The 22329-nt window shown below is 64.2% G+C and carries 25 protein-coding genes; 11 read left to right on the top strand and 14 right to left on the bottom strand.

Annotation, left to right across the window (positions count from 1 at the left end):
* Positions 1-83: 83 nt before the first annotated feature.
* Complete coding sequence (locus tag NLN62_RS41735) at positions 84-866, top strand: hypothetical protein (RefSeq protein ID WP_254112497.1); 783 nt, start codon at positions 84-86, stop codon at positions 864-866.
* A gap of 18 nt (positions 867-884) precedes the next feature.
* On the opposite strand, the gene NLN62_RS41730 is transcribed toward NLN62_RS41735, so the two are convergent.
* Together NLN62_RS41730 and NLN62_RS41725 are read right to left on the bottom strand one after the other, a co-directional pair.
* Positions 885-2738 (bottom strand): potassium transporter Kup, encoded by a 1854-nt coding sequence (locus NLN62_RS41730; RefSeq protein WP_027526917.1) that lies wholly within the window; start codon positions 2736-2738, stop codon positions 885-887.
* A 192-nt stretch (positions 2739-2930) separates the two neighbouring features.
* Positions 2931-3188: a hypothetical protein gene (locus tag NLN62_RS41725; protein ID WP_027526918.1), complete on the bottom strand. Its 258-nt coding sequence runs from the start codon at positions 3186-3188 to the stop codon at positions 2931-2933.
* Positions 3189-3437: 249 nt separating this feature from the next.
* On the opposite strand from NLN62_RS41725, the gene coaD reads away from it, so the two are divergent.
* From coaD to queA, 5 genes are all read left to right on the top strand, one after another.
* The gene (gene coaD, locus NLN62_RS41720; RefSeq protein ID WP_027526919.1) at positions 3438-3935 is read left to right on the top strand and encodes a pantetheine-phosphate adenylyltransferase; all 498 of its coding nucleotides are present in this window, start codon (positions 3438-3440) and stop codon (positions 3933-3935) included.
* A 36-nt stretch (positions 3936-3971) separates the two neighbouring features.
* Positions 3972-4547 (top strand): peptidylprolyl isomerase, encoded by a 576-nt coding sequence (locus NLN62_RS41715; protein WP_254112496.1) that lies wholly within the window; start codon positions 3972-3974, stop codon positions 4545-4547.
* Between the two features lie 8 nt (positions 4548-4555).
* On the top strand, positions 4556-4963 hold the full coding sequence (locus tag NLN62_RS41710; protein ID WP_027526921.1) for a hypothetical protein: 408 nt from the start codon (positions 4556-4558) through the stop codon (positions 4961-4963).
* Positions 4960-5424: a peptidylprolyl isomerase gene (locus tag NLN62_RS41705; protein WP_027526922.1), complete on the top strand. Its 465-nt coding sequence runs from the start codon at positions 4960-4962 to the stop codon at positions 5422-5424. The genes NLN62_RS41710 and NLN62_RS41705 overlap by 4 nt, the downstream gene beginning before the upstream one ends.
* 123 nt (positions 5425-5547) lie before the next feature.
* Entirely contained in the window at positions 5548-6621 is a 1074-nt protein-coding gene (queA, locus tag NLN62_RS41700; protein ID WP_254112495.1) for a tRNA preQ1(34) S-adenosylmethionine ribosyltransferase-isomerase QueA, read from the top strand.
* Positions 6622-6751: 130 nt separating this feature from the next.
* Here the strand turns inward: queA and NLN62_RS41695 are convergent, their stop codons facing one another.
* The gene (locus NLN62_RS41695; RefSeq protein ID WP_027526924.1) at positions 6752-7789 is read right to left on the bottom strand and encodes an aspartate-semialdehyde dehydrogenase; all 1038 of its coding nucleotides are present in this window, start codon (positions 7787-7789) and stop codon (positions 6752-6754) included.
* Between the two features lie 108 nt (positions 7790-7897).
* Between NLN62_RS41695 and NLN62_RS41690 the strand changes: the two genes are divergently transcribed.
* Entirely contained in the window at positions 7898-8050 is a 153-nt protein-coding gene (locus NLN62_RS41690) for a hypothetical protein (protein ID WP_198031898.1), read from the top strand.
* An 18-nt stretch (positions 8051-8068) separates the two neighbouring features.
* On the opposite strand, the gene NLN62_RS41685 is transcribed toward NLN62_RS41690, so the two are convergent.
* The 3 genes from NLN62_RS41685 to NLN62_RS41675 form a co-directional block, all read right to left on the bottom strand.
* Positions 8069-8686, bottom strand: a complete 618-nt coding sequence (locus tag NLN62_RS41685) for a PepSY domain-containing protein (RefSeq protein WP_254112494.1) — start codon at positions 8684-8686, stop codon at positions 8069-8071.
* A 241-nt stretch (positions 8687-8927) separates the two neighbouring features.
* Entirely contained in the window at positions 8928-9668 is a 741-nt protein-coding gene (locus NLN62_RS41680) for a TetR/AcrR family transcriptional regulator (protein ID WP_027526926.1), read from the bottom strand.
* A gap of 141 nt (positions 9669-9809) precedes the next feature.
* Positions 9810-10925: a patatin-like phospholipase family protein gene (locus NLN62_RS41675; RefSeq protein ID WP_254112493.1), complete on the bottom strand. Its 1116-nt coding sequence runs from the start codon at positions 10923-10925 to the stop codon at positions 9810-9812.
* 272 nt (positions 10926-11197) lie between these two features.
* On the opposite strand from NLN62_RS41675, the gene tgt reads away from it, so the two are divergent.
* Positions 11198-12331: a tRNA guanosine(34) transglycosylase Tgt gene (tgt, locus tag NLN62_RS41670; protein ID WP_254112492.1), complete on the top strand. Its 1134-nt coding sequence runs from the start codon at positions 11198-11200 to the stop codon at positions 12329-12331.
* A 105-nt stretch (positions 12332-12436) separates the two neighbouring features.
* Here tgt and NLN62_RS41665 read toward each other — a convergent pair whose 3' ends face one another.
* Complete coding sequence (locus tag NLN62_RS41665) at positions 12437-12652, bottom strand: hypothetical protein (RefSeq protein WP_254112491.1); 216 nt, start codon at positions 12650-12652, stop codon at positions 12437-12439.
* Positions 12653-12872: 220 nt separating this feature from the next.
* Between NLN62_RS41665 and cysK the strand changes: the two genes are divergently transcribed.
* Complete coding sequence (gene cysK / locus NLN62_RS41660) at positions 12873-13850, top strand: cysteine synthase A (protein WP_254112490.1); 978 nt, start codon at positions 12873-12875, stop codon at positions 13848-13850.
* Positions 13851-13853: 3 nt separating this feature from the next.
* Positions 13854-14093 (top strand): BrnA antitoxin family protein, encoded by a 240-nt coding sequence (locus tag NLN62_RS41655; RefSeq protein ID WP_027526931.1) that lies wholly within the window; start codon positions 13854-13856, stop codon positions 14091-14093.
* Positions 14094-14140: 47 nt separating this feature from the next.
* On the opposite strand, the gene NLN62_RS41650 is transcribed toward NLN62_RS41655, so the two are convergent.
* The 5 genes from NLN62_RS41650 to solA form a co-directional block, all read right to left on the bottom strand.
* Positions 14141-14893 carry an amino acid ABC transporter ATP-binding protein gene (locus NLN62_RS41650; protein ID WP_254112489.1) on the bottom strand — a complete coding sequence of 251 codons (753 nt, stop codon included), beginning with the start codon at positions 14891-14893 and terminating at the stop codon, positions 14141-14143.
* An 11-nt stretch (positions 14894-14904) separates the two neighbouring features.
* Entirely contained in the window at positions 14905-15681 is a 777-nt protein-coding gene (locus NLN62_RS41645; protein WP_371933147.1) for an amino acid ABC transporter permease, read from the bottom strand.
* A 62-nt stretch (positions 15682-15743) separates the two neighbouring features.
* On the bottom strand, positions 15744-16487 hold the full coding sequence (locus NLN62_RS41640) for an amino acid ABC transporter permease (protein WP_254112487.1): 744 nt from the start codon (positions 16485-16487) through the stop codon (positions 15744-15746).
* A 98-nt stretch (positions 16488-16585) separates the two neighbouring features.
* A complete protein-coding gene (locus tag NLN62_RS41635) occupies positions 16586-17398 on the bottom strand; it encodes a transporter substrate-binding domain-containing protein (RefSeq protein WP_254112486.1) in 813 nt (270 codons plus the stop codon).
* A gap of 70 nt (positions 17399-17468) precedes the next feature.
* On the bottom strand, positions 17469-18638 hold the full coding sequence (gene solA, locus NLN62_RS41630) for an N-methyl-L-tryptophan oxidase (RefSeq protein ID WP_254112485.1): 1170 nt from the start codon (positions 18636-18638) through the stop codon (positions 17469-17471).
* Between the two features lie 125 nt (positions 18639-18763).
* On the opposite strand from solA, the gene NLN62_RS41625 reads away from it, so the two are divergent.
* The gene (locus NLN62_RS41625; protein WP_256576059.1) at positions 18764-19723 is read left to right on the top strand and encodes a LysR family transcriptional regulator; all 960 of its coding nucleotides are present in this window, start codon (positions 18764-18766) and stop codon (positions 19721-19723) included.
* A gap of 57 nt (positions 19724-19780) precedes the next feature.
* Here NLN62_RS41625 and NLN62_RS41620 read toward each other — a convergent pair whose 3' ends face one another.
* Positions 19781-21211 (bottom strand): caspase family protein, encoded by a 1431-nt coding sequence (locus NLN62_RS41620; RefSeq protein ID WP_027526938.1) that lies wholly within the window; start codon positions 21209-21211, stop codon positions 19781-19783.
* 156 nt (positions 21212-21367) lie between these two features.
* Complete coding sequence (locus NLN62_RS41615; RefSeq protein ID WP_254112483.1) at positions 21368-22279, bottom strand: DMT family transporter; 912 nt, start codon at positions 22277-22279, stop codon at positions 21368-21370.
* Positions 22280-22329 lie beyond the last annotated feature (50 nt).

Here is a 22329-nt window from a genome sequence, read left to right as displayed (position 1 = left end):
CGGGACAGCACCTGACATCACGAAGAACCCGGATTGCGCTTCGCTCCATCTGGGCTACGAACTCAGCGCAGAAGGCGGCAGAGTTGCCGCCGCTCGTCACTTTGAGTAGTGTCCGGGGATCGATCCGTCATCCGCTAGCAACTTACGGACTCGCCGGGAACGTGCGCGTCATCTGCATTCTTTTTGTCGTTGGTTTGCTTGGCGCCGCATTGGCCGGGCAGGCGGCTGCGCAGCCGGCTGCCAACGCCGTCGCCGACACGTGCCGCGCCGACATCGACGATCAGAAGCTTGACGCCCGGGAGCCCGTCTGCCTGCGCGAGTACGGAAAGCGCGCGAGCCGGAAGGGCGATTTGCTGACGCTGCAGCTCGAGAACGGCACGTCAAAAATCTATCGGACCGATACAAAGGCCTGTGAGACCGACGACGTGCAGCATTGCGTTCAGTACTGGTTTGCCGGCTACCATCCGGTAGCCCACGTCTATTCCATCGCGGCTAAGTATTACGAGGGTAGCGGCGTCGAGCTCGTCAGCGCACGCACGGGGGCCAAGCTGCTTCTCCCTGGCGTGCCATTCCTTTCGGATGACGGCACGAATTTTCTCGTTATCGACAACGATTATGCGCACGGCGGCGAGTATGACCTCGCCGTCGGCTCGACTGCAGGCGACGCGCCTGCGCTGCAATGGAAGCACGCGCAGGACGCGCTGTTCGAATGGCGCCATCAGCGCTGGATCGACGAGGATCACGTCGCGCTGCGCGTATTTCCAGCCGACACCGAGCAGAAATGTCCGGACGATAAGTGCGACGCAGTCTTGGTGCGTTTCAACGACGGCTGGACGGTCCGGCGGGTGCCGGCAACGCAGAGGTAGTTGCGCCGGTCCGGCTCGCTAGATCTCCAGCTCCGTGCCGAACTCCACCACCTGTCCAGTCGGCACGCCGAAGAATGCCGCGGAACGTTCGGCGTTGCGTTGCAGGAAGGCGAACAGCGACTCCCGCCAGACCCACATGCCCGGGACGTCCTCGCGCGGGATGATGGTCTCGCGGCCGACATAGTAGGTGATGTCGGAGAGGTCGATGCCCGGCAATTTGCCCTGCCGGCAGGCGAGCTTCAGCCCCTCATAGATGGTCGGGTTCTGCATGAAGCCGTAATGCAGGACCACGCGGGTGATCGCCGGGATGATCTCGATCACCTCGGTGCGCTCCTCGTCGGGCACGTGGGGGATTTCCTCGATCAGGACGGTCACGAGCAGCACGCGTTCGTGCAGGACGCGATTGTGCTTGACGAATTGCGTCAGCGCGAGCGGCACGCCTCTCGGCGCCGAAGCGAGATAGACGGCGGTGCCGGGCAGGCGGGCGCGGCACTTGTTGACCGCGGTCTCGATCAGATCCTCCTCGGGCTGGCGTAGCCGCGCGCGGGCGTGCTCGACGAGTTTTACGCCGCTGCGCCAGGTTAGCATCAGGAAGGCGACGAGGCCGGCGAGCAGCAGCGGAAACCATCCGCCCTCGAACAGCTTGATCGAATTGGCTGCGAAGAAGATCACATCGATCGCGAAGAAGAAGCCGTTGACCGCGACCACGAGCCAGGGCGAATAGCCCCACTGGATTGCGACCAGCGCGGCGAGCAGCGTGGTGATCGCCATCAGGAGCGACACCGCGATGCCATAGGCTCCGGCGAGCGCATCCGAGGTGCCGAAGGAGAGCACCGCGCCGAGCGTTGCGGCGGCGAGCAGCCAGTTCACCAGCGGCACGTAGATCTGGCCAATCGCATGGCTCGTGGTATGGCGGATCTGCATCCGCGGCAGGAAGCCGAGCTGGATCGATTGCTGGGTCAGCGAGAACACGCCCGAGATGATCGCCTGCGAGGCGATCACGGTCGCAACCGCCGAGAAGGCGACCAGCGGGTAATGCAGCGCATCCGGGCAGAGCTGGAAGAACGGATTCTCGATCATCGTGGGGTCGGTGATCAGGAGCGCGGCCTGGCCGAAATAGTTGAGCACCAGGGCCGGCAGGCAGATGGCGAACCAGGCGAGCCGGATCGGCAAGCGCCCGAAATGCCCCATGTCGGCATACATCGCCTCGCCGCCGGTCACCGCCAGGAAGGCCGCGCCGAGGATCGCGAAGGAAACGTGGAAATCCTGGTGGATCAGGAATTCGAAGGCATAGAGCGGGCTCAGCGCAGCCAGCACCGCTGGCGCCTTGACGATGCCGTGGATGCCGAGCGCGGCGAGCACGCCGAACCAGGCCAGCATGACGGGGCCAAAGATCCGGCCGATGAAGCCGGTGCCCTGCTTCTGCATCATGAAGAGACCGATCAGGATGACGATGGTGATGGGCACCACGACCGGCGCGAGCGAGGGCGCATCCACTTTCAGGCCTTCGATGGCGCTCAGGACCGAGATCGCCGGCGTGATCGCGCCATCGCCATAGAGCAGGGCGGCGCCGACGAGGCCGACCACCAGGAGATGCGCGCGCCAGGTGCCTGGTTGCGCCTGACGAGCATGCAGCAGTGCCAGCAGGGCCACGATGCCGCCTTCGCCGCGGTTGTCGGCGCGCAGGATCAGCAGCGCGTATTTCAGCGAGATGATCAGGAGCAGCGCCCACAGGATGAGGGACGCAACGCCGAGCACGGCGTCCTGTGTCACCGTCCCACCATGGGCGGCCGCCTTGGCGGCTTCCTTCAGGGCATAAAGGGGGCTGGTCCCGATATCACCATAGACGACCCCGAGGGCACCCATGGTCATGGCAAGCGGCAGCGGATCGGGATGGTGGCCGGTAGCAACAGCAGGCGTACTGGACAATGGCAACCCCCTCATGGCGACGCGCCCGCCGGGCTATCCGGGGGGCGCGATCGTCAGCTCAGTCTGCGACGAGACGTCGCAAATTTCCATGGGGTTTGTGTGACGCCGGATGACGCCGGATTAGGCAGCGTTGGCCTACGGCGTCCGGTCGGCGGTCACAAGGCGCACCTCTCGGACGTTGGCCTTGGTGTCGGCGCGGCGCAGGCAGGAGGCTTCGAAGTTCGGCCAGGCTTGCTGCGAGCAATCCTTGCCAACGACGCGGATGTCCAGCCGGTCACCCTTGGCGAGGGGCTGCGGCACGCTGGCTTCGACGGTCGGAGCGAAACCGGGCAGCACGGTAAGAGCCGCGGCAACGCACGCAGCAACAGCGATCGCTGAAAGAGCCTTGATCATCGACGGTCCCCTGTGATGCGGCCGCTGCGCCTGTTTGCGGCCCGTCATTTCGTTGGGCGGATTAGTAACCATGGCCAGTTTCCGGACGTCTTCGCGGATGGCGAAAATGGTTTCGTTCGCCATCCGTTTTGTTTCGTCGCTGCCCCCAGGACGAAACAGTTCAGGGGATTCCGACAGGCTTTCGCAGGAAAAGCGGGCAGGGAACCTGACCGGCTTGCCGGGCAGGGCGTGGCGCGGTAGGAGGAGGCCATGCCGCGTATCGCCTTTTATCCGGGTTCCTTCGACCCCATCACCAACGGCCATCTGGACGTGGTCCGGCATGCCGTTACCCTGTGCGACCGGCTGGTCGTGGCGCTCGGCGTGCACCCCGGCAAGAAGCCGCTGTTCTCGACCGAGGAGCGGCTTCAGATGCTGCACGATGTCTGCGGGCCGATCGCCGCCCAGGCCGGCTGCGCCTTCGAAGCCACGACCTTCGACGACCTGACCGTGACCGCGGCGCGCAAGCACGGTGCGACCATCATGATCAGGGGTCTTCGCGATAGCACCGACCTCGACTACGAGATGCAGCTCGCCGGCATGAACGAGGCCATGGCGCCGGAGGTGCACACCGTCTTCCTGCCGGCCTCACCCATGGTCCGCCCGATCACCGCCACACTGGTGCGCCAGATCGCCGGCATGGGCGGGGATGTCTCGGCGTTCGTACCGCCGCTCGTCGCAAGCCTGCTCAAGGCAAAATTCGCCAGCTAACGGCGCGCGTTTCATCTCATCTGATCCGGAGTTTTCATGATCCGTCGTCTCGCAATCCTTGCCACGATCTTTGCCGGGTTGATCGGCATTGCCCCTGCGGTCGCCCAGACCCTGCCGGCGGGCCTCGACAAGGCCAACGCGCTCGTCATCGACACCACCAAAGGCCGCGTCGTCATCAAGCTGCGCACGGATCTTGCGCCCCAGCACGCCGAGCGGCTGAAGCAGCTCGCGCGCGAGGGCTTCTACAACAACGTGCCGTTCCATCGCGTGATGGACGGCTTCATGGCGCAGACCGGCGACGGCCAGAACGGCAACGGCACCGGCGGCTCGAAATATCCGAACCTGAAGCAGGAATTCTCCAAGGTGCATTTCGCCCGCGGCATCGTCGGCATGGCCCGCCGCGGCGATAGCGTCGACAGCGCCAATTCGCAGTTCTTCATCATGTTCGCGGACGGCGGCAGCCTCGACGGCCAGTACACCGTGATCGGCGAGGTCGTGCAGGGCATGGACGTCGTCGACAAGCTGAAGAAGGCCCCGCCTGGCTCCGGAAGCGGCACCGTCACCGATCCCGACAAGATGGTGAAGGTGCAGGTCGCCGCCGACATCAAATAGGAGAGACGATGGCGCGCCGCGGCGAAAAGCTCCTCGTAGCTGCCGCGGTGCTCCTGCTTGGCACGAGCGCGCCTGCGCAGGACGACAAGGTCAATACCATCCGCGATGTCATTGTGCGGCTGGGCCGCTGCTGGAAACCGCCGCCGCCAGCAAAGGCTCGCCCCATCGACATTACCGTCGTCGTGAGCTTTAACCGCGCCGGAGACATTTTGGGCCATCCGCGGATTACCTACGAGTCCGCCGAGGCGTCCGACGATGACCGGTTGCAGTACCGGATCGCGGTGATGGAGGCATTGCAACGCTGCACGCCGATGCCATTTACCGAAACGATGGCCGGCGCCGCTGCGGGGCGTCCATTCGCGGTCCAGTTCCACGGCCGGAAGACTTCACCCCCAACCCAAGAGAGAAGAACATGAGCGTCACCGAAAACACCCTGATCCTCGAAACCACGCAGGGCCCCGTCACCATCGAGATGCGGCCCGACCTCGCGCCCGGCCACGTCGCGCGCATCAAGGAGCTGGTGCGCGAAGGCTTCTACGACGGCATCGTGTTCCATCGCGTGATCGACGGCTTCATGGCGCAGACCGGCTGCCCGCACGGCACCGGCACCGGCGGCTCCGGCAAGAAGCTGAAGGCCGAGTTCAACAAGGAGCCGCATGTGCGCGGCACCGCCTCGATGGCCCGTGCCGCCAACCCCGATTCCGGCGACAGCCAGTTCTTCATCTGCTTCGACGACGCCCACTTCCTCGACAACCAGTACACCGTGTGGGGCAAGGTCACCGCGGGCATGGAGAACGTCGACAAGATCAAGCGCGGCGAGCCCGTGATGAATCCCGACAAGATCGTCAAGGCGCGCATGGCGGCGGACAAGGAGTAGCCAGAAATCGTCATTCCGGGGCGCGCGCTAGCGCGAACCCGGAATGTCGCGCCACAATCTCGAGATTCCGGATCGCCGCGCTTGTGGCGCGGCGTCCGGAATGACGATGGTGGCTTCAAGATTATGCGCACCGATCTCTTTGATTTCGATTTGCCCGCCGAGCGCATCGCACTGCGCCCGGTGCATCCGCGCGACTCCGCGAAGATGCTGGTCGTGGAGCGCGGCGCGCTGCGCGATCAGCTCATCTCCGACCTGCCGCAATGGCTGAAGCCGGGCGACCAGCTCGTCGTCAACGACACCAAGGTGATCGCGGCGCAGCTTAGGGGACGCCGCATCGGCCGCGAGACCGAGCCGAAGATCGAGGCGACCTTGATCAAGCGGCTCGACGGTTCGCGTTGGCAGGCGCTGGTAAAGCCGGCCAAGAAGCTCGTCGCTGGTGACCGCATCCGCTTCGGCAACGAAGGCAAGGTCTGCCTGCTTGGCCATCTCGATGCCGAGGTCGAAGCCAAGGGCACCGAGGGCGAGGTGACGCTGTCGTTCTCGTTCCACGGGCCGACGCTGGATCAGGCGATATCAGATCTCGGCAGCCCGCCGCTGCCGCCCTACATCGCCTCGAAGCGCACGCCGGACGAGCAGGACTTGGCCGACTACCAGACCATGTTCGCGGCCAATGAGGGCGCCGTCGCAGCGCCGACAGCCGGCCTGCATTTCACGCCGGCACTGGAGCAGGCGTTGAGCGCGCGCGGTGTCGGCCTCAACCGTGTCACGCTGCATGTCGGGGCGGGGACGTTCCTGCCGGTGAAGGTCGACGACACCGAAGGCCACAAGATGCACGCGGAATGGGGGACGATCTCTCCCGAGACGGCGGATGCGCTGAACACGGCGCGGAAGAACGGCGGCCGCATCGTCGCGGTCGGCACGACGTCGCTGCGGTTACTGGAGAGCGCAGCCGATGAGGATGGCACGATCCAGCCCTTCGCGGCCGACACGGCGATCTTCATCACCCCCGGCTATCGCTTCCGCGCGGTCGATATCTTGCTGACCAATTTCCATCTGCCGCGCTCGACCCTGTTCATGCTGGTGTCGGCATTCTCGGGGCTCGAGACGATGAAGCAGGCCTATGCGCATGCGATCACGGAGGGGTATCGGTTCTATTCGTATGGCGATGCGTGCCTGTTGTTTCGGGCAGACCAGTAAGGTTCTCGTGTCCCGGACGCGGTGCAGCGCGCGAGCGATGCACCGCTGAGCCGGGACCCAGCTAGGCCCCGGCTCAGCAGCGCATCACTTTGTGCTGCGCTGCGTCCGGGGCACGAGAGTAATCGACAAGCTACGCCATCACGCGCTGCGGCAACAGCTCGGCGATCTGCACGGCGTTGAGCGCCGCGCCCTTTAGCAACTGATCCGCCGCCACGAACATCGAGATCGAATGGCCCGAGGGATCGCTGAGGTCCTTGCGGATGCGGCCGACGAGGACGTCGTCCTGGCCCGAGGCGTCGATCGGCATCGGGAAGTAGTTCTTGGCGCGGTCGTCCACGACCTTAACGCCGGGCGCCTGGGCCATGATCGCGCGGACCTGGTCCTCGGTGATCGGCTTCTCGCATTCGAAGGTGATGGCCTCGCAATGGGCGCGCAGCACCGGCACGCGGACGCAGGTGACGCCGATGGCGATCTTCTCGTCCTCGAAGATCTTGCGGGTCTCCTTGATGACCTTGGTCTCCTCGTCGTTGTAGCCGGTCTCGGGATCGACAGCCGTGTTGTGGTTGAAGAGATTGAAGGCGTAGGGGTGCGGCATCACCCTGGGCGTATAGACCTGCCCGTTGAGATTGGCGCGGGTGGATTCGACGAGTTCTTCCATCGCAGCAGCACCAGCGCCGCTGGCGGCCTGATAGGTCGAAATGATCAGCCGCTTGATACGGTTCTTCTGGTGGATCGGCCACAGCGGCACGAGCGCGGTGATCGCGGCGCAGTTCGGGTTGGCGATAATGCCCTTGTGGTCGCGGATGCGGTTCGCGTTGATCTCGGGGATCACCAGCGGCACGTTCGGATCCATGCGGAAGGCGGAGGAGTTGTCGACGACAACGGCGCCGGACTTCACCGCGATCGGCGCGTACTTCTTCGAGATGCTGCCGCCGGCGGAGAACAGCGCGATGTCGACGCCGTCGAAGGAGCGCTCGCCCAGCTCCTCGATCACGACCGGCTGGCCGCGGAACGACACCGTCTTGCCGGCGGAGCGGGCGCTGGCCAGCGCCTTCAGCTTGCCGACGCGGAAACCACGCTTGTCCATGGTGGCGATGAATTCGGCGCCCACCGCACCGGTGACGCCGACAATCGCGACGACGGGATCGTTACTCACATTCTCCTCCATTTCAGTTGAGCATGATCTTGTCGGAAAACCGGAGTCCACTTTTCCGGATCATGCTTTGCAGGCATAAAAAAAGCCCCGGACCACGAGGGCGGGGCTTCGGTTGAGCTGATGCGTAAAGTCGACGACTACGCGCGCACGCCTCCCCGGGCCCCGAAGGCCGTGGTGGTTTTCGTCGTGCGTTTCGTCGCGGTCATCATGGCGGCGACTTATGCGGGAGAGTTTTGCCGCCGTCAACGGCTTTTCAGGCAGATCCGGCTGTAACGGAGCGGGCGCCTGGTATTACCGCCGGCTCGCGGCGCCGGGCGGCTCGAGGATGACCTCCTTGAGGTCGTTGCCGCTCATGACGACGATCGCAAAATTCAGCCGGCCGCCCTCGCGGACCATGCCGCCGCTGATCGCCTTGCCCGAGGCCGCGTGCTCGGCCACGCGCACGGCGTCGGCCAGCCGGTGCTGGATGGTCTTGAGGGTGGCGAGGTTGCTGCGGTCATCGGCGTCGAACTCGTCGAGCGGTGAGGCGGCGGCGCCGCCGACGATCTTGCCGGTTGTGGCGTCGATCGCGTGTTGCCAGACGCGGTCATTATGCAGCGTCTTCACGCGGTAGACCGGCGAGGCGGCGGCGCCGTCGAAACTGACGTCGGCCGTCGTCGAGCCTGCATGCTGTGCCTCGGCGATCGCCATCGCCTGCCTCAGCGAGATCGCGGAGCCGCGGAACCGCGCGAGCTCGCGCTCGACCGCCCGCTGATCCAGGACGGCGCCGTCGTCGGCCTCGCTCCGAAGCGAGGCCCGCGCGTCGATCGATGCCGTGGTCGCATAGACCGGGGCAGGGAGCAGGACCGCCAACAGGGCGAGCACGAGCAGTGATTTCCAGCGTTTCGGAGCGCGCATCGGTGCCGTCATCGTCTTCACCCCGTGCGGAGGTGCAGGAAAGGGCGCGGCCGACCGGGGGCAACTGGCCGGCCGCGGAGCGTTGCAACAGCGTAGGATATTGCAGCGATCAAAGTCTTAAGAACGGTGCGGGCCTGCCAGGGGCTAGGAAGGCATCAGCCCGAACCTTGCTTATAACTAAACCATACCGTATCGTTTTATTTCGAGCAAGGCGCAATTGGCCGCACGGCGGGGATAACCGGTCACGAATCTGTCAGCGGGACGGGCGGCGCCGAACCGCGCCTTTGGACGCGGCCTGGACGCGGCCCGGGGGGCCGAGCGCACCGGCCAAAAACAGCCGGATTGCCGAGCGCATGCGCTTTTCGGCCGTCTTCATCTCAAGCGGCGTGCCGAACGTCGCCATCCGGTGGGTATGGCCGACGACCACGTCGAGAAAGACCTCGGCCGCGATGCCGGTATCCTCGAGGTCCATCGCTCCTTGCGCGACCAGATGATCGAAGAACCGCGCCGTCGTGGAGACGGCCTTCATCCAGCCTTCCTCTTTCCCCAGCTTGGCGATGTCGGGAAAGTTGATGGCTTGTGACGTCATCATGCGGCTGAAGGCGACGGCGTCGGGACCGCAGGTGAACATCAGCATCTCGCGCCCGACCTCGACCAGGCGCTGCTCGACCGAAATGTCCGAGGGGCGCGTAAGCTGCACTTCCGCAGCCTCGGCAAGCGGCGCCAGCCAGCGCGCGATCTCGCGCCTCAGGACCTCGGCAAACAAACCGCGCTTGTCACCATAGCGCGCGTACACTGTGGGCTTGCTGACCCGGGCCGCTTCGGCCACGGCATCGAGCGAGGTCGCGTCATAGCCGCGATCGAGGAACAGGCGCGTCGCGACCTCGATCAGCCGCTGGTCGCGCTCGATGGCGGCGCTCTTGGTCGGCCGGCCGCCGCGCGATTTCGGGACTTCCCGTTTCGCCGCTCTCGTCTTGATCGCAGTCAATCCCATGCCCAATGATTCCTGCGCGGTCGTGATCGTCGTCATCGCTCTATAACGCGCAGCAAGAGGGGCGTCACCGCGAATCTGGCCGAATCGGCCGCATCATCAACCGTCTCGGCAACGCGCCGTTCCGCCGGGGCTTCCGCGGCCTTAGGGAAGCGTCGAGCTCCAGGCGCGGCCGGCAGCCGCCTTCTCGTACCCATACTGATAGAGCGCGCGCATATAGGCTGTGTCGAACCCTTGCGAGGGCGGCGACGGATAATCGCGCTCGATATAGGACAGGTGAAAGCCGAGGTGATTGCGGCGCGCGAAATCGTAGGTCGAGAAGATCACCGAGCGCGTCTGCGACTGGGTGATCGAGGACAGACTGCGCGAGGCGACCTCGATCGTGCCGTTGGGCACGAGCTCGAAGGTGCGCTCGATCTTCTTGTTGACTAGGATGTAGATGTTCACCCGGCTGTTGCCGGGCAGACGCCCGTGGAACAGCAGGTCTTCCGGCAGCGTCAGGACCGGCGCGGTGACGCCGCCGTCGACATGCATCTCCTGAAAGCGTCGGCCCTGGCCTTCGGCCTCGATCAGGATCGGCGGAAACACCAGTGGAATGCTGGCGGAGGCCGCCATCACGTCGCGAAACAGCTTGAGCGCCTCGGGCGTGCCGAGTGCGGCGATTTTTCCCATGTCCCAGACGGCGGTGCGCTGCGTGTCGAGGTCGGTGGTCACGACGAGCAGCTTGCGGCCCTTGGCATGCTCGCGCGCGACCTGGGCCAAAATCTCCGGCCCGACATAGCGGGCGACGAGCTCGCGCAGCCGCGTGTTGCCGAACAGGCCGGATCCGAACAGCACGCGCATGATGCTGGGATCGCTCAGCAGGCTCTCCGCAATACCGCTGGTGTAGAGCTCCCTGAGCGTGTCGTCGTATTGCGGTCCAAGGAACGCGAACGGCGCAATGAGCCCGCCGGTGCTGACGCCCGAGACGACCGAGAAGGCGGGGCGCGTGCCCGCCGCGCTCCAGCCGTTCAGCACGCCGACGCCATAGGCGCCGTCGGCGCCGCCGCCGGACAGCGCCAGATAGGTCGTGGTCGCTGCGGTGTCGTCCTTGCCGGCGCGGAATTTGCCGATGGGCTCGTCGGTGTAGCGGCGCAGGCCGTCAATATCGAGCACGCGCGAGCTGCTTGCATCGGCCGCCGTATAGGGCGTCCGCGGCAGGGTCGTGCACCCGGCCAGCGCCAGGCCGCAGAGCAGCGAGGCCCGGCGGAGCAGGCGCATGCCCGCTCTGCCGGTCCCGCCGTTGAACGGGATCGATCCGGTCAAAAATGAAGGGGGAGGCATTCGCCGTCAGTCACCACACACGCACGCGCCGCCGGCGTCATCGCCCGCGGCATTCCCATCCAGCCCTTGATGCTAAAACTATACGGTATCGTTTTATTTAACAAGTGGAAGGCTGGGGCCGTCGCAGGGCTCCATTGTGTCGGACCTGGGGCATGGCCCTGCGCATTGGGCGGTTGATTGGCTCCCGCCGGCACGTAATAAGCAGCGCCATGAGTCTTCCCAATCATTTCGAACTGCTCGCAACCGATGGCACTGCGCGCACCGGCCGCCTGACCACGCCCCATGGCGTCGTGCGCACGCCCGCCTTCATGCCGGTCGGCACCGCGGGCGCCATGAAGGGCATGCATTGGCGCGAGGTGCGCGAGGCCGGCGCCGACATCGTGCTCGGCAACACCTACCATTTGATGCTGCGTCCGGGCGCGGAACGCATCGCGGTACTCGGCGGCTTGCAGAAGTTCACCGGCTGGAACGGCCCGATGCTGACGGATTCCGGCGGCTTCCAGGTCATGTCGCTGTCGGATTTGCGCAAGGTCAGTGAGAAGGCGGTCACCTTCCGCTCGCATATCGACGGCGCCAAGGTCGAATTGTCGCCCGAGCGTTCGATCGAGGTGCAGCGCTATCTCGGCTCCGACATCGCCATGCAGATGGATGAATGCGTGCGGCTGCCGGCCGAGCGTGACGACATCGAGCGCGCGATGCGCTTGTCGTTGCGCTGGGCGGAGCGGAGCAAGCGCGCCTTCGAAAGCGCGCCCGAAGGCTACATGCTGTTCGGCATCGTGCAGGGCGGCGACATTCCGTCGCTGCGGCATGCGAACGCGCAGGGGCTGGTCGAGATCGGCTTTCACGGCTACGCGATCGGCGGGCTCGCGGTCGGTGAGCCGCAGGATGTGATGCTGGCGATGATCGACGAGACAGCGCCGGCGTTGCCGTCGGAACGGCCGCGTTATCTGATGGGCGTCGGCACGCCAGATGACCTTCTCGAAGCCGTGAAGCGCGGCATCGACATGTTCGATTGCGTGATGCCGACGCGCAATGGCCGCCACGGCGTCGCCTTCACGCGCTTCGGCCAGGTGAACCTGCGCAACGCGCGCCACGCCGACGATCCGCGGCCACTCGATGAGGAGAGCGCATGGCCGTCGGCGCGCAACTACGCGCGCGCCTATCTTCACCATCTCGTCAAGTCCGGCGAGACGCTCGGCGCCATGCTGCTGTCAGATATCAATATCGCCTACTATCAGTCGCTGATGCAGGGCATCAGGGACGCGATCGCACACGGCAAGTTCGAAGAATTCTATCAGCGTACGCGCGAAGATTGGGCAAGGGGCGACATCGCCCCACGCTAGAGCATGGTCCGGACCCGAAGGGCCACGTTGGCGGAAAGTGTGGAGCGGTCTCCCCCGCGACAAACGCAAGGCGTTGTCGCGGAGATCATGCTCAAACAAAAGAACTCAATTGCAAGTGTACGGTTTGACCGAATGCTTGGTCACGAAGCCATAGCCACAGGTGTCGCAGGTCCAGAGATAGCTGATCAATTGGTCCGAGACATAGGCGGAGGCTTCGGCGGCGACCATGGAGTCGGCGCAGACGGGACAGGTGGGCAAGTCGCTGCAACGTGGATCGCGATTACGCGCAACGGTCGACAGGACTTCAGCAACTGCTGACATCATGAGACCTCCCTGCTGTTGGACGTTAGTCTAACATAAGCAGAGTTCGTTGACGAGGTCGCAACACAAATGCGTTGGTTTTCTGATATTTAATCTTCGAGCGATTTTGCGGTGCAGCGAATTGCAGTGCATCTCATTGTTGCTTGCGTGTCGTCGCACGCTGTCTCTAACTGAACAAGATCGCTGACAAAGCGAACATTGTTGTCATAGGGAGTTCATCATGGACGCATCGTCCACCACGGGTGCAGTGCACTCAGCCGGCCGCGGCCGGGTTTATGACTCGATCGTCGATGCTTTCGGCGACACGCCGACCGTGCGGCTGCGCCGGTTGCCGGGCCTGCAAGGGGTGAACGCGACCATTCTCGCTAAGCTGGAATATTTCAATCCGGCCGCCAGCGTGAAGGACCGCATCGGCGCGGCCATGATCATCGCAATGGAAAAGGCCGGCATCATCAAGCCGGATACAGTGCTGATCGAGCCGACCTCCGGCAATACCGGTATCGCGCTCGCCTTCGTTGCCGCCTCGCGCGGCTATCGTCTGAAGCTGGTGATGCCGGAATCCATGTCGATCGAGCGGCGCAAGATGCTGGCCTTCCTCGGCGCCGAAATCGTACTGACGCCGGCGGCACAGGGCATGAAGGGCGCGATCGCAACCGCCGAGGAACTGTTGAAGACGACGCCGAACTCGGTGATGCCGCAACAGTTCAAGAACCTCGCCAATCCCGAGGTGCACCGCCGCACGACCGCGGAGGAGATCTGGAATGACACCGGCGGTAATGTCGATTTCTTCGTCGCCGGCGTCGGGACCGGCGGGACCATCACGGGCGTCGGCCAGGTGCTCAAGCCCCGCAAGCCGTCCTTGCGGATCGTGGCGGTCGAGCCGGAGGAGAGCCCGGTGCTTTCAGGCGGTCAGCACACCCCCCACAAGATCCAGGGCATCGGCGCGGGCTTCATTCCCGACATTCTCGATCGCTCGGTGATCGACGAGATCGTGAAGGTCAACTCGAGGACCGCGATAGAAACCTCGCGTGCACTGGCGCGGCATGAGGGCATCCCCGGCGGCATCTCCTCGGGCGCAGCGATCGCTGCCGCGCTCCGGATCGGCAAGCGGCCGGAAGCTGCGGGAAAGACCATCCTGGCCATAGTGCCGTCTTTCTCCGAGCGGTATCTTTCCACGGCTCTGTTTGAGGGAATCTAGCACATGGCGGATCAACCGAGGCGGCCGCGCACCCTGGGCGATGCCAGGACGGAGGCCGAAGCCGCGTTCAAGAAGGTGACCGCCAAGGTCGCCGAGGCCCCGCCGAAGAAGAACGTGGCGCCTGGCATCAAGGAGCAGGTCACGCTGCGGATCGATCAGGACGTGCTGGAGTTTTTTCAGCAAGGCGGCCCCGGCTGGCAGGACCGCATCAACGAGGCGCTGCGCAAGGCGGCGGGGAAGTAGGCGCCAGCTGCCGGATCGGGGCGCCGAAAGCCGGCCCACTGTCGAACTCAGAGAACCTGCGACAGGAACCGCTGCGTTCGCTCGTCCTTGGCCGCCGTAAACAATGTTTCCGGCGGCCCGTGCTCGACGATCACACCGCGATCGGTGAAGTAGACGTGATCGGCGACCTCGCGGGCGAAGTTCATTTCGTGGGTGACGAGGATGCATGTCATCCCATCCTCGGCGAGCTCCCTGATGGTCACCAGGACCTCCTTGACCGTTTCCGGATCGAGGGCCGCGGTCACTTCGTCGAACAACATGATGTCCGGCCGCATCGCCAGCGAACGGGCGATGGCCACGCGCTGCTGCTGTCCGCCAGAGAGTTCGCCGGGATAGGTGTCCTCCTTGCCCGCGAGCCGCACCTTGGCGAGCAGCGCGCGGGCGCGCGCTTCGACCTCGGCGAGCTTCTGGCCGAGCACATGGATCGGCGCCATCATCACGTTCTGAAGCGCGGTCTTGTGCGGGAAGAGGTTGTACTGCTGAAACACCATCCCGACCTTGCGGCGCAGCGCCAGCTTGTCGAGCCTGGGATCGGACACCTCGATGCCCTCGATCTGAATGCTGCCGGACGTGATCGGCTGGAGCGCATTGATGCAGCGGATCAGCGTGGATTTCCCCGATCCGGACGGGCCGATGATGCAGATCACCTCGCCCTTCCTGACCGAAAGGCTGATGCCTTTCAGGACCTCGAGGGCGCCGAACGACTTCCTGACGTCGACGCATTGAACGATGGGCTGATCCGGAGTCCAGCTCGTGGCCATGCTCTGCTTCCTCAGCGTACGCGGAACCGGCGCTCGAGACGAGCGGTCCAGACGTTGATCGGATAACAGTAGAGAAAGAAGCACAGCAGCGCGAAACCGTAGAGCGGTGCGAACAGCTCCGGCCTGCCGCCTTCGGCGGCATGCACCTGCGCCGTCAGGGTGAGCATTTCCGAAACACCGACGATCGATGCCAGCACCGTCGACATCGCGACGATGGCATAGATGTTCATCCACGGCGGCAGCATCCGCTTGATGCATTGCGGCAGCATGATCAGCCACATGGTCTGGCGCCGCGTGAAGGAGAGCGATTCCGCCGCCTCCCATTGCGTCGACGGAATGGAGCGGACGGCGCCGCGCACGACCTCGGCGACATTCGCCATGACCGGCAGGGCGAAGCCGACTGTCGCCTTGATCCAGTCCGGCAAAGGGATGGTTGTCTTGAACATTGTGACCTGGAAGGGCACCAGGAACATCACGAAGAACAGCAGCACCAGCCAGGGCGCGTTGCGGAAGAATTGCGTGACGAGCCAACTGACGGCGGCGAGCAGCCGGGACTCCGACAACAAGGCGAGACCCAGGCCAAGCCCGGCGATGGTGCCGAGCAGCATGGACAGCAGGGAGATCAGGATGTTGAAGGCGAACCCGCGCAGCAGCAGCGGCGACCACTTCACGATGACTTGCAGCGGCGACAGCATCGCCGGTCCGGTCTGCGCCCACGCCGTCGATGCGGCCATGATGACGCAGAAACAGAGGATCGCTGCGGGCAGCGGGCCGATCCGGACGGACATCTGGGCCGGTGCGGGACGATACGGCCGAAGGACGGCAAGCCTGTGCCCGGTCTCGGCGGTCGTCATCGCGCATATCCGGGGATGTGCATCGCTTGCTCCCAGCGATGCATCAGCCAGACGAGGATCCCGACAAGGATGCCGTAGGTCGCCAGCAGGACGACCATCATCTCGAACACATTCTGCGATTCCGACCAGATCTGCTTGACCGCATACAGCGTCTCGGGAACGGCGATCGCGTAGGCGAGGGTGGTCGTCTTGAGCAGGTTGACGAGGTTGTTGTTCAGGGCCGGAAGGCAGACACGAATGGCCAGCGGAAGGACGATATGGATGTAGGCCTTGAGGCGCGTGTATCCGAGCGCCTCTGCGGCTTCCAGCGTCGTTCTCGGCACCGCCTCGATGCCCGAGCGGAAGATTTCCACGTTGAAGGCGCCCGCGAACAGCGACAGCGAAATGATCGCCCACTGCACGTTGCTGAGCAGCGGCACGCGCATGCCCGCCGCCTCGACGGCCGGAAGCATGGTGCCGAGGCCGAAATAGAAAAAGAAGAGCTGGACCAGCGGGGGCGTGTTGCGGAACACCACGACGAAAGCATTGACGGGCAACCGCAGCAACATCGATGGACTGCCCTGCATCAGGGCGCCAAACGCACCGATGATGAGGCTCAGCAGGATGGTCGTGACACTCAGAAGCAGCGTCATCTTGAGGCCGCTGAAGTAGCGGCCCCAATCATAGGCGTCGTAGAACACGGAGAAATTCAGCCCCGTCGTCTCGTAGAGCCGCTGAAACCAGTCGCCGATTGCCTGCATGTTGCGCGACACCGAGATGTTGAGGCGATGCCTCGTATCAGTGCATTGGTTCGACCTGTTCGGAGCGCAGGACCGTTCTGGCGCTCCGTCTCATGCGTTCATTTGTCCTTGAATTGCTCGTGCATCGAGAGCGAATACTCGGTCGGTGTAATGCCCCACTTCTTTTCCGTCGCCACGATGAAGCCGGTCTTCATCCAGTCCTTTGTCGCATCTTCGAGCATCTTCTGAAGACTGGTGTTCTCGAGCGCGACGGCGATCATCCATGGCGATGGCAGAACGCCTTTGAGCGGGAGATCGTAGTCCGTCTTCCACTCGTCCTCGAGGAGTTTGCCTTGCAGGAAAGTCTGATCGTAGACATAGCCGATGCAGTTGCCCTGCTTCATGGCGAACAAGGGCTTCTCCGAGCCGTCAAACGCAACAATTTCGGGGCCGTAGGATTTGGCGACGTCCTTGTTGTACCAGGCTCCCGACGTGGCGCAGACGGGTTTTCCCTTGAGATCGGCCCAGTCCTTGATGCCGGCCTTCTTGTTGAGAAGGATGTTCACATAGTCCGAATAATACAGTGGTTCGATGGCTTGAACGACGCGGCGGCGTTCCGGCCTGTCCGACATGGTTGCGATCAGCAGGTCAACCTTTCCCTGCTGAAGAAACTCGATCCTGTTCGAGGCTGCGACCGGAACGAGCTCGAGCTTGACGCCGAGGCGCTTGGCAATGTCCGCGGCAAGATCCGGCTCGATGCCGACTACATTGCCGGTGGGATCGCGGAAGCCGAAGGGCTTGTAGTCGGCCTTGACGCCGACATTCAACGTGCCGCGCTGCTTGATGGCATCGACGCCGTCAGCTGCCTGAGCGCTGCCGAGCATCAGCAGCAGCGTGGCACTTGCCATCGTGGAACGGACCAGCTTCTTCATCGGATGACACCTCCAGAATTGCAATCACGACACGCGTCGGTTTTTCGCGGTACAAAGTTCGTGCCAGATCTCACGAAAATCGGGAGACGGAGAACGGGCTGAGGTCGATCGCGCTTCGACCGTCGGTCACCATCGCGGCTGCGACGTTGCCGATCCCTGCCGAGTGCTTGAAGCCATGACCCGAGCAGGCCGAGATGACGAAGACCCTGTCCTGGTCGGGATGTCGGTCGATGATGAAGCCGCGATCGGGCGTCACCGTGTAGAAGCAGGCGGCTGCCAGTGCGACGCGCGGCGTGGCGCCCGCGAGCCGTCCCTCGACGTGCCTCCGGTACATCTCAGCCGACTCCCTGGGATCGACGGTGCGGTCGATGGTGTCGGCCGTCGTGCTGGTCTCGTACTGTTCGGTCGCGACCTTGAGGCGATGGTCGCCGGGCAAAGGCGGGAAACCGTAGAGGTAATCGACGTCGGTCGCGCCATGCATCCAGATGAAGACGGGGGCGTTGGCGCGATACGCGCTGGTGTCGTCTAGCTCGTACCAATGCAGCACCTGACGCTTCACGGTGAGCACGCGGTCGAACGGCGCGCCGAGCAGGTGCACATTCCAGCCGCCGGCCGACACCACTACCTGGTCCGCCTCGAAGGCGCCTGAGGACGTTTCCACCCGAACGGAGGCGCCTCCCTGCACGATCGAGAGAACCTCGACGCCGGTGCGTATCGTTGCGCCGAGTTGCTCGGCGCGCGTCAACTGCGCCTTGATGCAGCGCTCCGGAAAAACATATCCCCCGCCGGGCTCGTAATAGGCCTTCTCGTTGCCCTCGAGGTTCAGGAATTGCGGAAAGCGGTGAGCCACTTCTCGCCCGTCGATCACTTCATGCGCGATCCCGAAGTCACGCGCAGCTCCAATCGAGCGTGCGACGAAATCGGGTTTGCCGTGGTGCGACGTCTCGCCGACACCGGGCGCCATGACGACGAGGCCGCATGGGTTCAATAGTTCGGCGGACATCTCGGCTTCGAGCTCACGCCAGATTCGGTGGGTATCCAGCACCAGGGGCACGTAATCGCGGCCTTCGCCGACCGCCTGCCGGGTGATGCGCGTTTCGCCGTGGCTGGATCCCATCGTGTGGGGCGGGGCGAATCGATCGAGGCCGACCGCCTTCACGCCTCGCTTGGCCAGTTGATAGAGCGCCGCGCTGCCCATGGCACCGAGGCCGATCACCAGAATATCCGCTTTCTCGCTCATCGATCGGGACTGCTTAATTGTTAGGACCGCCTGAATTCTGCTTTCAGATGCGGCTCTTCTACAAGGATAATTCATGTAATGAAGGAAATTTGCATCTTCATATGACTTTTGCTTAAGTTGTGTCGATGCACCCACCCGTTCCAGACCTTCGAAGCCTCCAGATCGTCGCCGCTGTCGCGGACTCCGGCAGCATGCTGGAAGCGTCCCGCCAATTCGGGATGACGCAGTCGGCCGTGTCGCAGGCGGTCCGGCGTGCGGAAGCCGCCGTCGGTGTCGCCTTCTTCAACCGGACCCGCAGGCCGCTGACGCCGACCCGGGCGGGGCGCATCCTTGCCGACCGCGTCCTCGATCTGAACCGCGACCTCGACGTGCTTCTCAGCACGCTCAGGGCCGCGGCCGAACAATCCGAGCGTGTTGATCTCCGGCTCGGCCTTGTCGACTCCTATGCCGGCACCGTCGGCGCGCACCTCGTCAAGGAGCTGATGTCGGGGTCGATTGCGCTGAGCCTGTCTGCATGGTCGGGTCTTGCTCATTCTCACGCGGAGGCGCTCGTGCGTCGCATGATCGACGCGGCGATCACATGCGACGCCATGGACGACCTCTATGATGTCGAGCGCTTTCCGTTCTACCGCGAGCCGTATCTGCTGGTGGTCCCACGCGGACTGGAATCCGGATTTGCCGATCTGGATTTGCGCGAGATCCTCGCCCGGCATCGTCTGGTCCGGCATAGCGAACGCTCCTATGTCGGTGCGCAGGTCGAGCGCCATCTGAGCCGCCTCGGCATTCGCCCGCCACGGGCCTTCGAGTTCGACACCTCGGACAGTCTGGTCGCGATGGTTGCGACCGGCATGGGTGTGGCGATCACCACGCCGCTGTGCCTGCTGCAGGGGCTCGCTCACGCAGCTCAAGTCAGCGCTCTGCCCTTGCCGGGCCCTGGATTTTTTCGTGAGCTGCTGCTGGTCACCCGCCACGGCGATCTCTCGTCCCTGGCGCCGCGCATCGCGGAGATGGCGCGAACGAGCATTACGACGCAGGCGATGCCGCGCATCCGGGCTCTCGTGCCCTGGTTCACCCAGGACTACTAGCCACGAAAGAGCCCGGCGGTGAGCCGGGCTTTTCCGTTCGATATCTGGCCTTGCGTCTTACCGCCGCAACATGCCGCCCACCACGCCGCCCATGACACCGCCGATGAAGGCTGCGCCGGCGGCATCGCCGCTGCCGCTGCGCTGGACGGGCGCAGGCGCGCTGGCAGTGTTGCTGGGGGCGCGACGAGGAGGCTGCTGGCTACTGGCGGTCGGCGCTGCTGTCGCGACGATCTCGGACAGCAGGGCCTTGTGCTGGAGCTTGTTGAGATAGCCCGACACCGGATAGCCGCGGGCGGCCTGCCAGCGCTTGATCACGGAGCGGGTCTCGTCGGTGAACACGCCCGTGAGCTTGGTGTCGAAACCGAGCCCGGTGAGGCGGTGCTGCACGTCGCGGCGCGAGCCCTTGTCGAGCCCGATTTGGTCCTCGGTGAGCTGCGTGGCTTCATCAGTGAAGGTCGCGGGGTCAACGCCGGCATTGAGGGTACGCGTCGTCGTCGACGGACCGCTCTTGATTGCCGCGATCCGCGCCAGCGCCAGCGCCTTGAACTGGCCGTTCGGATAGGCCGAGAGATAGGCGTTGAGCTCTTCCGGCTTGTTGGATTCCTTCACCGAGCGCCAGTACTCGAGCTCGACATTGGCCGCGTCCGTATTGCCGCTCGCGGCGGCCGGGGCTGCGCCAGTCGCGGTCGGCGCCGCGTTGGCCACCTGCTGGCCCTGCTGCGACGGATTGAGATAGACGGCGCCGATCAGGTTGGTGTGGCCCCAGGGAAGCTGACCCTTGTGGGTCTCCTCGTTGACCTGGGCGCGCACCGACGTCATCGCCTGCTGGATCTCGACCCCGGGCTTGGTGATGTTGTCGATCAGCGCGCGGGTAAACGGGCTGTTGTTGCCTTCCTGGCCGTCGAGCGCCGTTTGTCCGGGGCCGGTCGCGAACGCGATCAGCGTGCCTTCGCCCGACTTCATTTCGGCGAGGCCGGTCTGGACGTTGACGCTGCGGGTCGCCGAGTTGGACTTGATCTTGGCAGCGAACGGATTGTCGCGGCAGGCATCGAGGAATACCAGCTTGACCTTGGCATCGCCCATGGTCTGGTCGAGCGTCAGGTCGATATTGATGGCGGCCCCTAACTTGACATCCATTTCCGATTTGATGTCGGCATCGACCGGCAGCAGGTAGTTGGTGCCGCCGACGGCGATGCCGTGGCCGGCGTAGTAGAACACCGCGACGTCAGAGCCCTGCGCCTTGCGGCCGAAGTCCAGCAGCTTCTCCGTCATCTGGTCACGGCTGAGGTTGGACCCTTCGATCACCTCGAAGCCGACGTTGCGCAGCGTCGCCGCCATCGCCTTGGCGTCGATCGGCGGATTCGGCAATTGCGCGACGTTCTTGTAGGCGCCGTTGCCGACCACGAAGGCGACTCGACGGTCGGCCTTCGCGGCGCTGACCGACAACGCCATGCAGATCAGGGAAAGGAGGATGGTGAAGTAGCGCATCTGAAATCCCCAACAGAATCGAATTCGAAGCAGCAACGAGATGGGCGCAACTTACACGAAAACGCCGCGCGTCAGCACCCACAGCGCCTAACCCTTGCCGATAGCCGAGTGTGCCCCGAGAGGCTGCCCCTTCAGCGTGATCCAGATCACGCTTTGCTACTTTGCTTGGTCGCAGGCGACGCCGGATTGGTTCACCGCGCGCGGGGCGGGAACCGGTGCAGTCGACTTTAAGTTCAGGAGATTGCCGAGCAGGATCAGCATGGCGCCAAAAACCGTCCATGCGTCGAGCCGTTCCGAATACAGCAGCGAGCCAGCGGTCGCCGTCAGTGGAACCCGCAGGAAATCCATCGGCACGACGATGGTGGCGTCTGCGTAGCGCATCGCGCTGGCGAGGCAGTAATGCGCGAATGTGCCGCAGATGGCGACCACGATCACCCAACCCCAGAGATAAGTCGGCGGCCACGCCCAGACATAGAGCGCCGGAAAGAAGCCCGCGACCGCCTGCACGACGATCATCCAGAACAGGATCGATAACGCGCTCTCGGTGCGCGCCAGCGACTTCACCAGCACCATCGACACGCCAAAACCCATGGCGGCGCCGAGTGCGATCAGCTGGCCGCGATTGATCTCGCCCGTGGCGGGCCGGACGATGATGATCACTCCGACGAGGCCAAGCATGATCGCGGCAATCTTCCACGGCGTCATGCGCTCGGAGAGGAAGCTTGCAGCCAGGATCGCGGTCCAGATCGGCATTGTGAACTCGATCGCCACCACCTGGCCGATCGGGATCAGCGTCAGCGCGAAGAACCAGCCGAGCTGCGAGACGTAGTGGATCAGGTTGCGCACGATGTGCTGGGGCAGGCGAACGGTCTTGAGCGTCGCAAAGCCGCCGGCGCGATAGATGATCGGATAGAGCAGGACGAAACCGATCAGCGAGCGCACTTCCATGAGTTGGAAGACATTCATCTGGCGCGCGGCCTCGCGTCCGGCGACCGCCATGACCAGCGTCAGTGACAGCCAGCCGGCCATCCACAGCGCAGCCATCGGTTTGGACGGGGTGATGCTCATCGGCGCGGAAGGGAGAGGGGATGTGAGAGGGCAGGCCGGTATCGGTGACC

Source organism: Bradyrhizobium sp. CCGUVB23, from assembly GCF_024199885.1.
Taxonomy (GTDB): Bacteria; Pseudomonadota; Alphaproteobacteria; order Rhizobiales; family Xanthobacteraceae; genus Bradyrhizobium.
This window is presented reverse-complemented; position numbering and strand designations above follow the sequence as displayed.

Bases quoted from the DNA above. Each gene is read 5' to 3' on its own strand.
- NLN62_RS41730 (WP_027526917.1), bottom strand. From the start codon at position 2,738: ATGACCATGGGTGCCCTCGGGGTCGTCTATGGTGATATCGGGACCAGC.
- NLN62_RS41725 (WP_027526918.1), bottom strand. From the start codon at position 3,188: ATGATCAAGGCTCTTTCAGCGATCGCTGTTGCTGCGTGCGTTGCCGCG.
- coaD (WP_027526919.1), top strand. From the start codon at position 3,438: ATGCCGCGTATCGCCTTTTATCCGGGTTCCTTCGACCCCATCACCAAC.
- NLN62_RS41715 (WP_254112496.1), top strand. From the start codon at position 3,972: ATGATCCGTCGTCTCGCAATCCTTGCCACGATCTTTGCCGGGTTGATC.
- NLN62_RS41710 (WP_027526921.1), top strand. From the start codon at position 4,556: ATGGCGCGCCGCGGCGAAAAGCTCCTCGTAGCTGCCGCGGTGCTCCTG.
- NLN62_RS41705 (WP_027526922.1), top strand. From the start codon at position 4,960: ATGAGCGTCACCGAAAACACCCTGATCCTCGAAACCACGCAGGGCCCC.
- queA (WP_254112495.1), top strand. From the start codon at position 5,548: ATGCGCACCGATCTCTTTGATTTCGATTTGCCCGCCGAGCGCATCGCA.
- NLN62_RS41695 (WP_027526924.1), bottom strand. From the start codon at position 7,789: ATGGAGGAGAATGTGAGTAACGATCCCGTCGTCGCGATTGTCGGCGTC.
- NLN62_RS41690 (WP_198031898.1), top strand. From the start codon at position 7,898: ATGCGTAAAGTCGACGACTACGCGCGCACGCCTCCCCGGGCCCCGAAG.
- NLN62_RS41685 (WP_254112494.1), bottom strand. From the start codon at position 8,686: ATGACGGCACCGATGCGCGCTCCGAAACGCTGGAAATCACTGCTCGTG.
- NLN62_RS41680 (WP_027526926.1), bottom strand. From the start codon at position 9,668: ATGGGATTGACTGCGATCAAGACGAGAGCGGCGAAACGGGAAGTCCCG.
- NLN62_RS41675 (WP_254112493.1), bottom strand. From the start codon at position 10,925: ATGCGCCTGCTCCGCCGGGCCTCGCTGCTCTGCGGCCTGGCGCTGGCC.
- tgt (WP_254112492.1), top strand. From the start codon at position 11,198: ATGAGTCTTCCCAATCATTTCGAACTGCTCGCAACCGATGGCACTGCG.
- NLN62_RS41665 (WP_254112491.1), bottom strand. From the start codon at position 12,652: ATGTCAGCAGTTGCTGAAGTCCTGTCGACCGTTGCGCGTAATCGCGAT.
- cysK (WP_254112490.1), top strand. From the start codon at position 12,873: ATGGACGCATCGTCCACCACGGGTGCAGTGCACTCAGCCGGCCGCGGC.
- NLN62_RS41655 (WP_027526931.1), top strand. From the start codon at position 13,854: ATGGCGGATCAACCGAGGCGGCCGCGCACCCTGGGCGATGCCAGGACG.
- NLN62_RS41650 (WP_254112489.1), bottom strand. From the start codon at position 14,893: ATGGCCACGAGCTGGACTCCGGATCAGCCCATCGTTCAATGCGTCGAC.
- NLN62_RS41645 (WP_371933147.1), bottom strand. From the start codon at position 15,681: ATGTCCGTCCGGATCGGCCCGCTGCCCGCAGCGATCCTCTGTTTCTGC.
- NLN62_RS41640 (WP_254112487.1), bottom strand. From the start codon at position 16,487: ATGCAGGCAATCGGCGACTGGTTTCAGCGGCTCTACGAGACGACGGGG.
- NLN62_RS41635 (WP_254112486.1), bottom strand. From the start codon at position 17,398: ATGAAGAAGCTGGTCCGTTCCACGATGGCAAGTGCCACGCTGCTGCTG.
- solA (WP_254112485.1), bottom strand. From the start codon at position 18,638: ATGAGCGAGAAAGCGGATATTCTGGTGATCGGCCTCGGTGCCATGGGC.
- NLN62_RS41625 (WP_256576059.1), top strand. From the start codon at position 18,764: ATGCACCCACCCGTTCCAGACCTTCGAAGCCTCCAGATCGTCGCCGCT.
- NLN62_RS41620 (WP_027526938.1), bottom strand. From the start codon at position 21,211: ATGCGCTACTTCACCATCCTCCTTTCCCTGATCTGCATGGCGTTGTCG.
- NLN62_RS41615 (WP_254112483.1), bottom strand. From the start codon at position 22,279: ATGAGCATCACCCCGTCCAAACCGATGGCTGCGCTGTGGATGGCCGGC.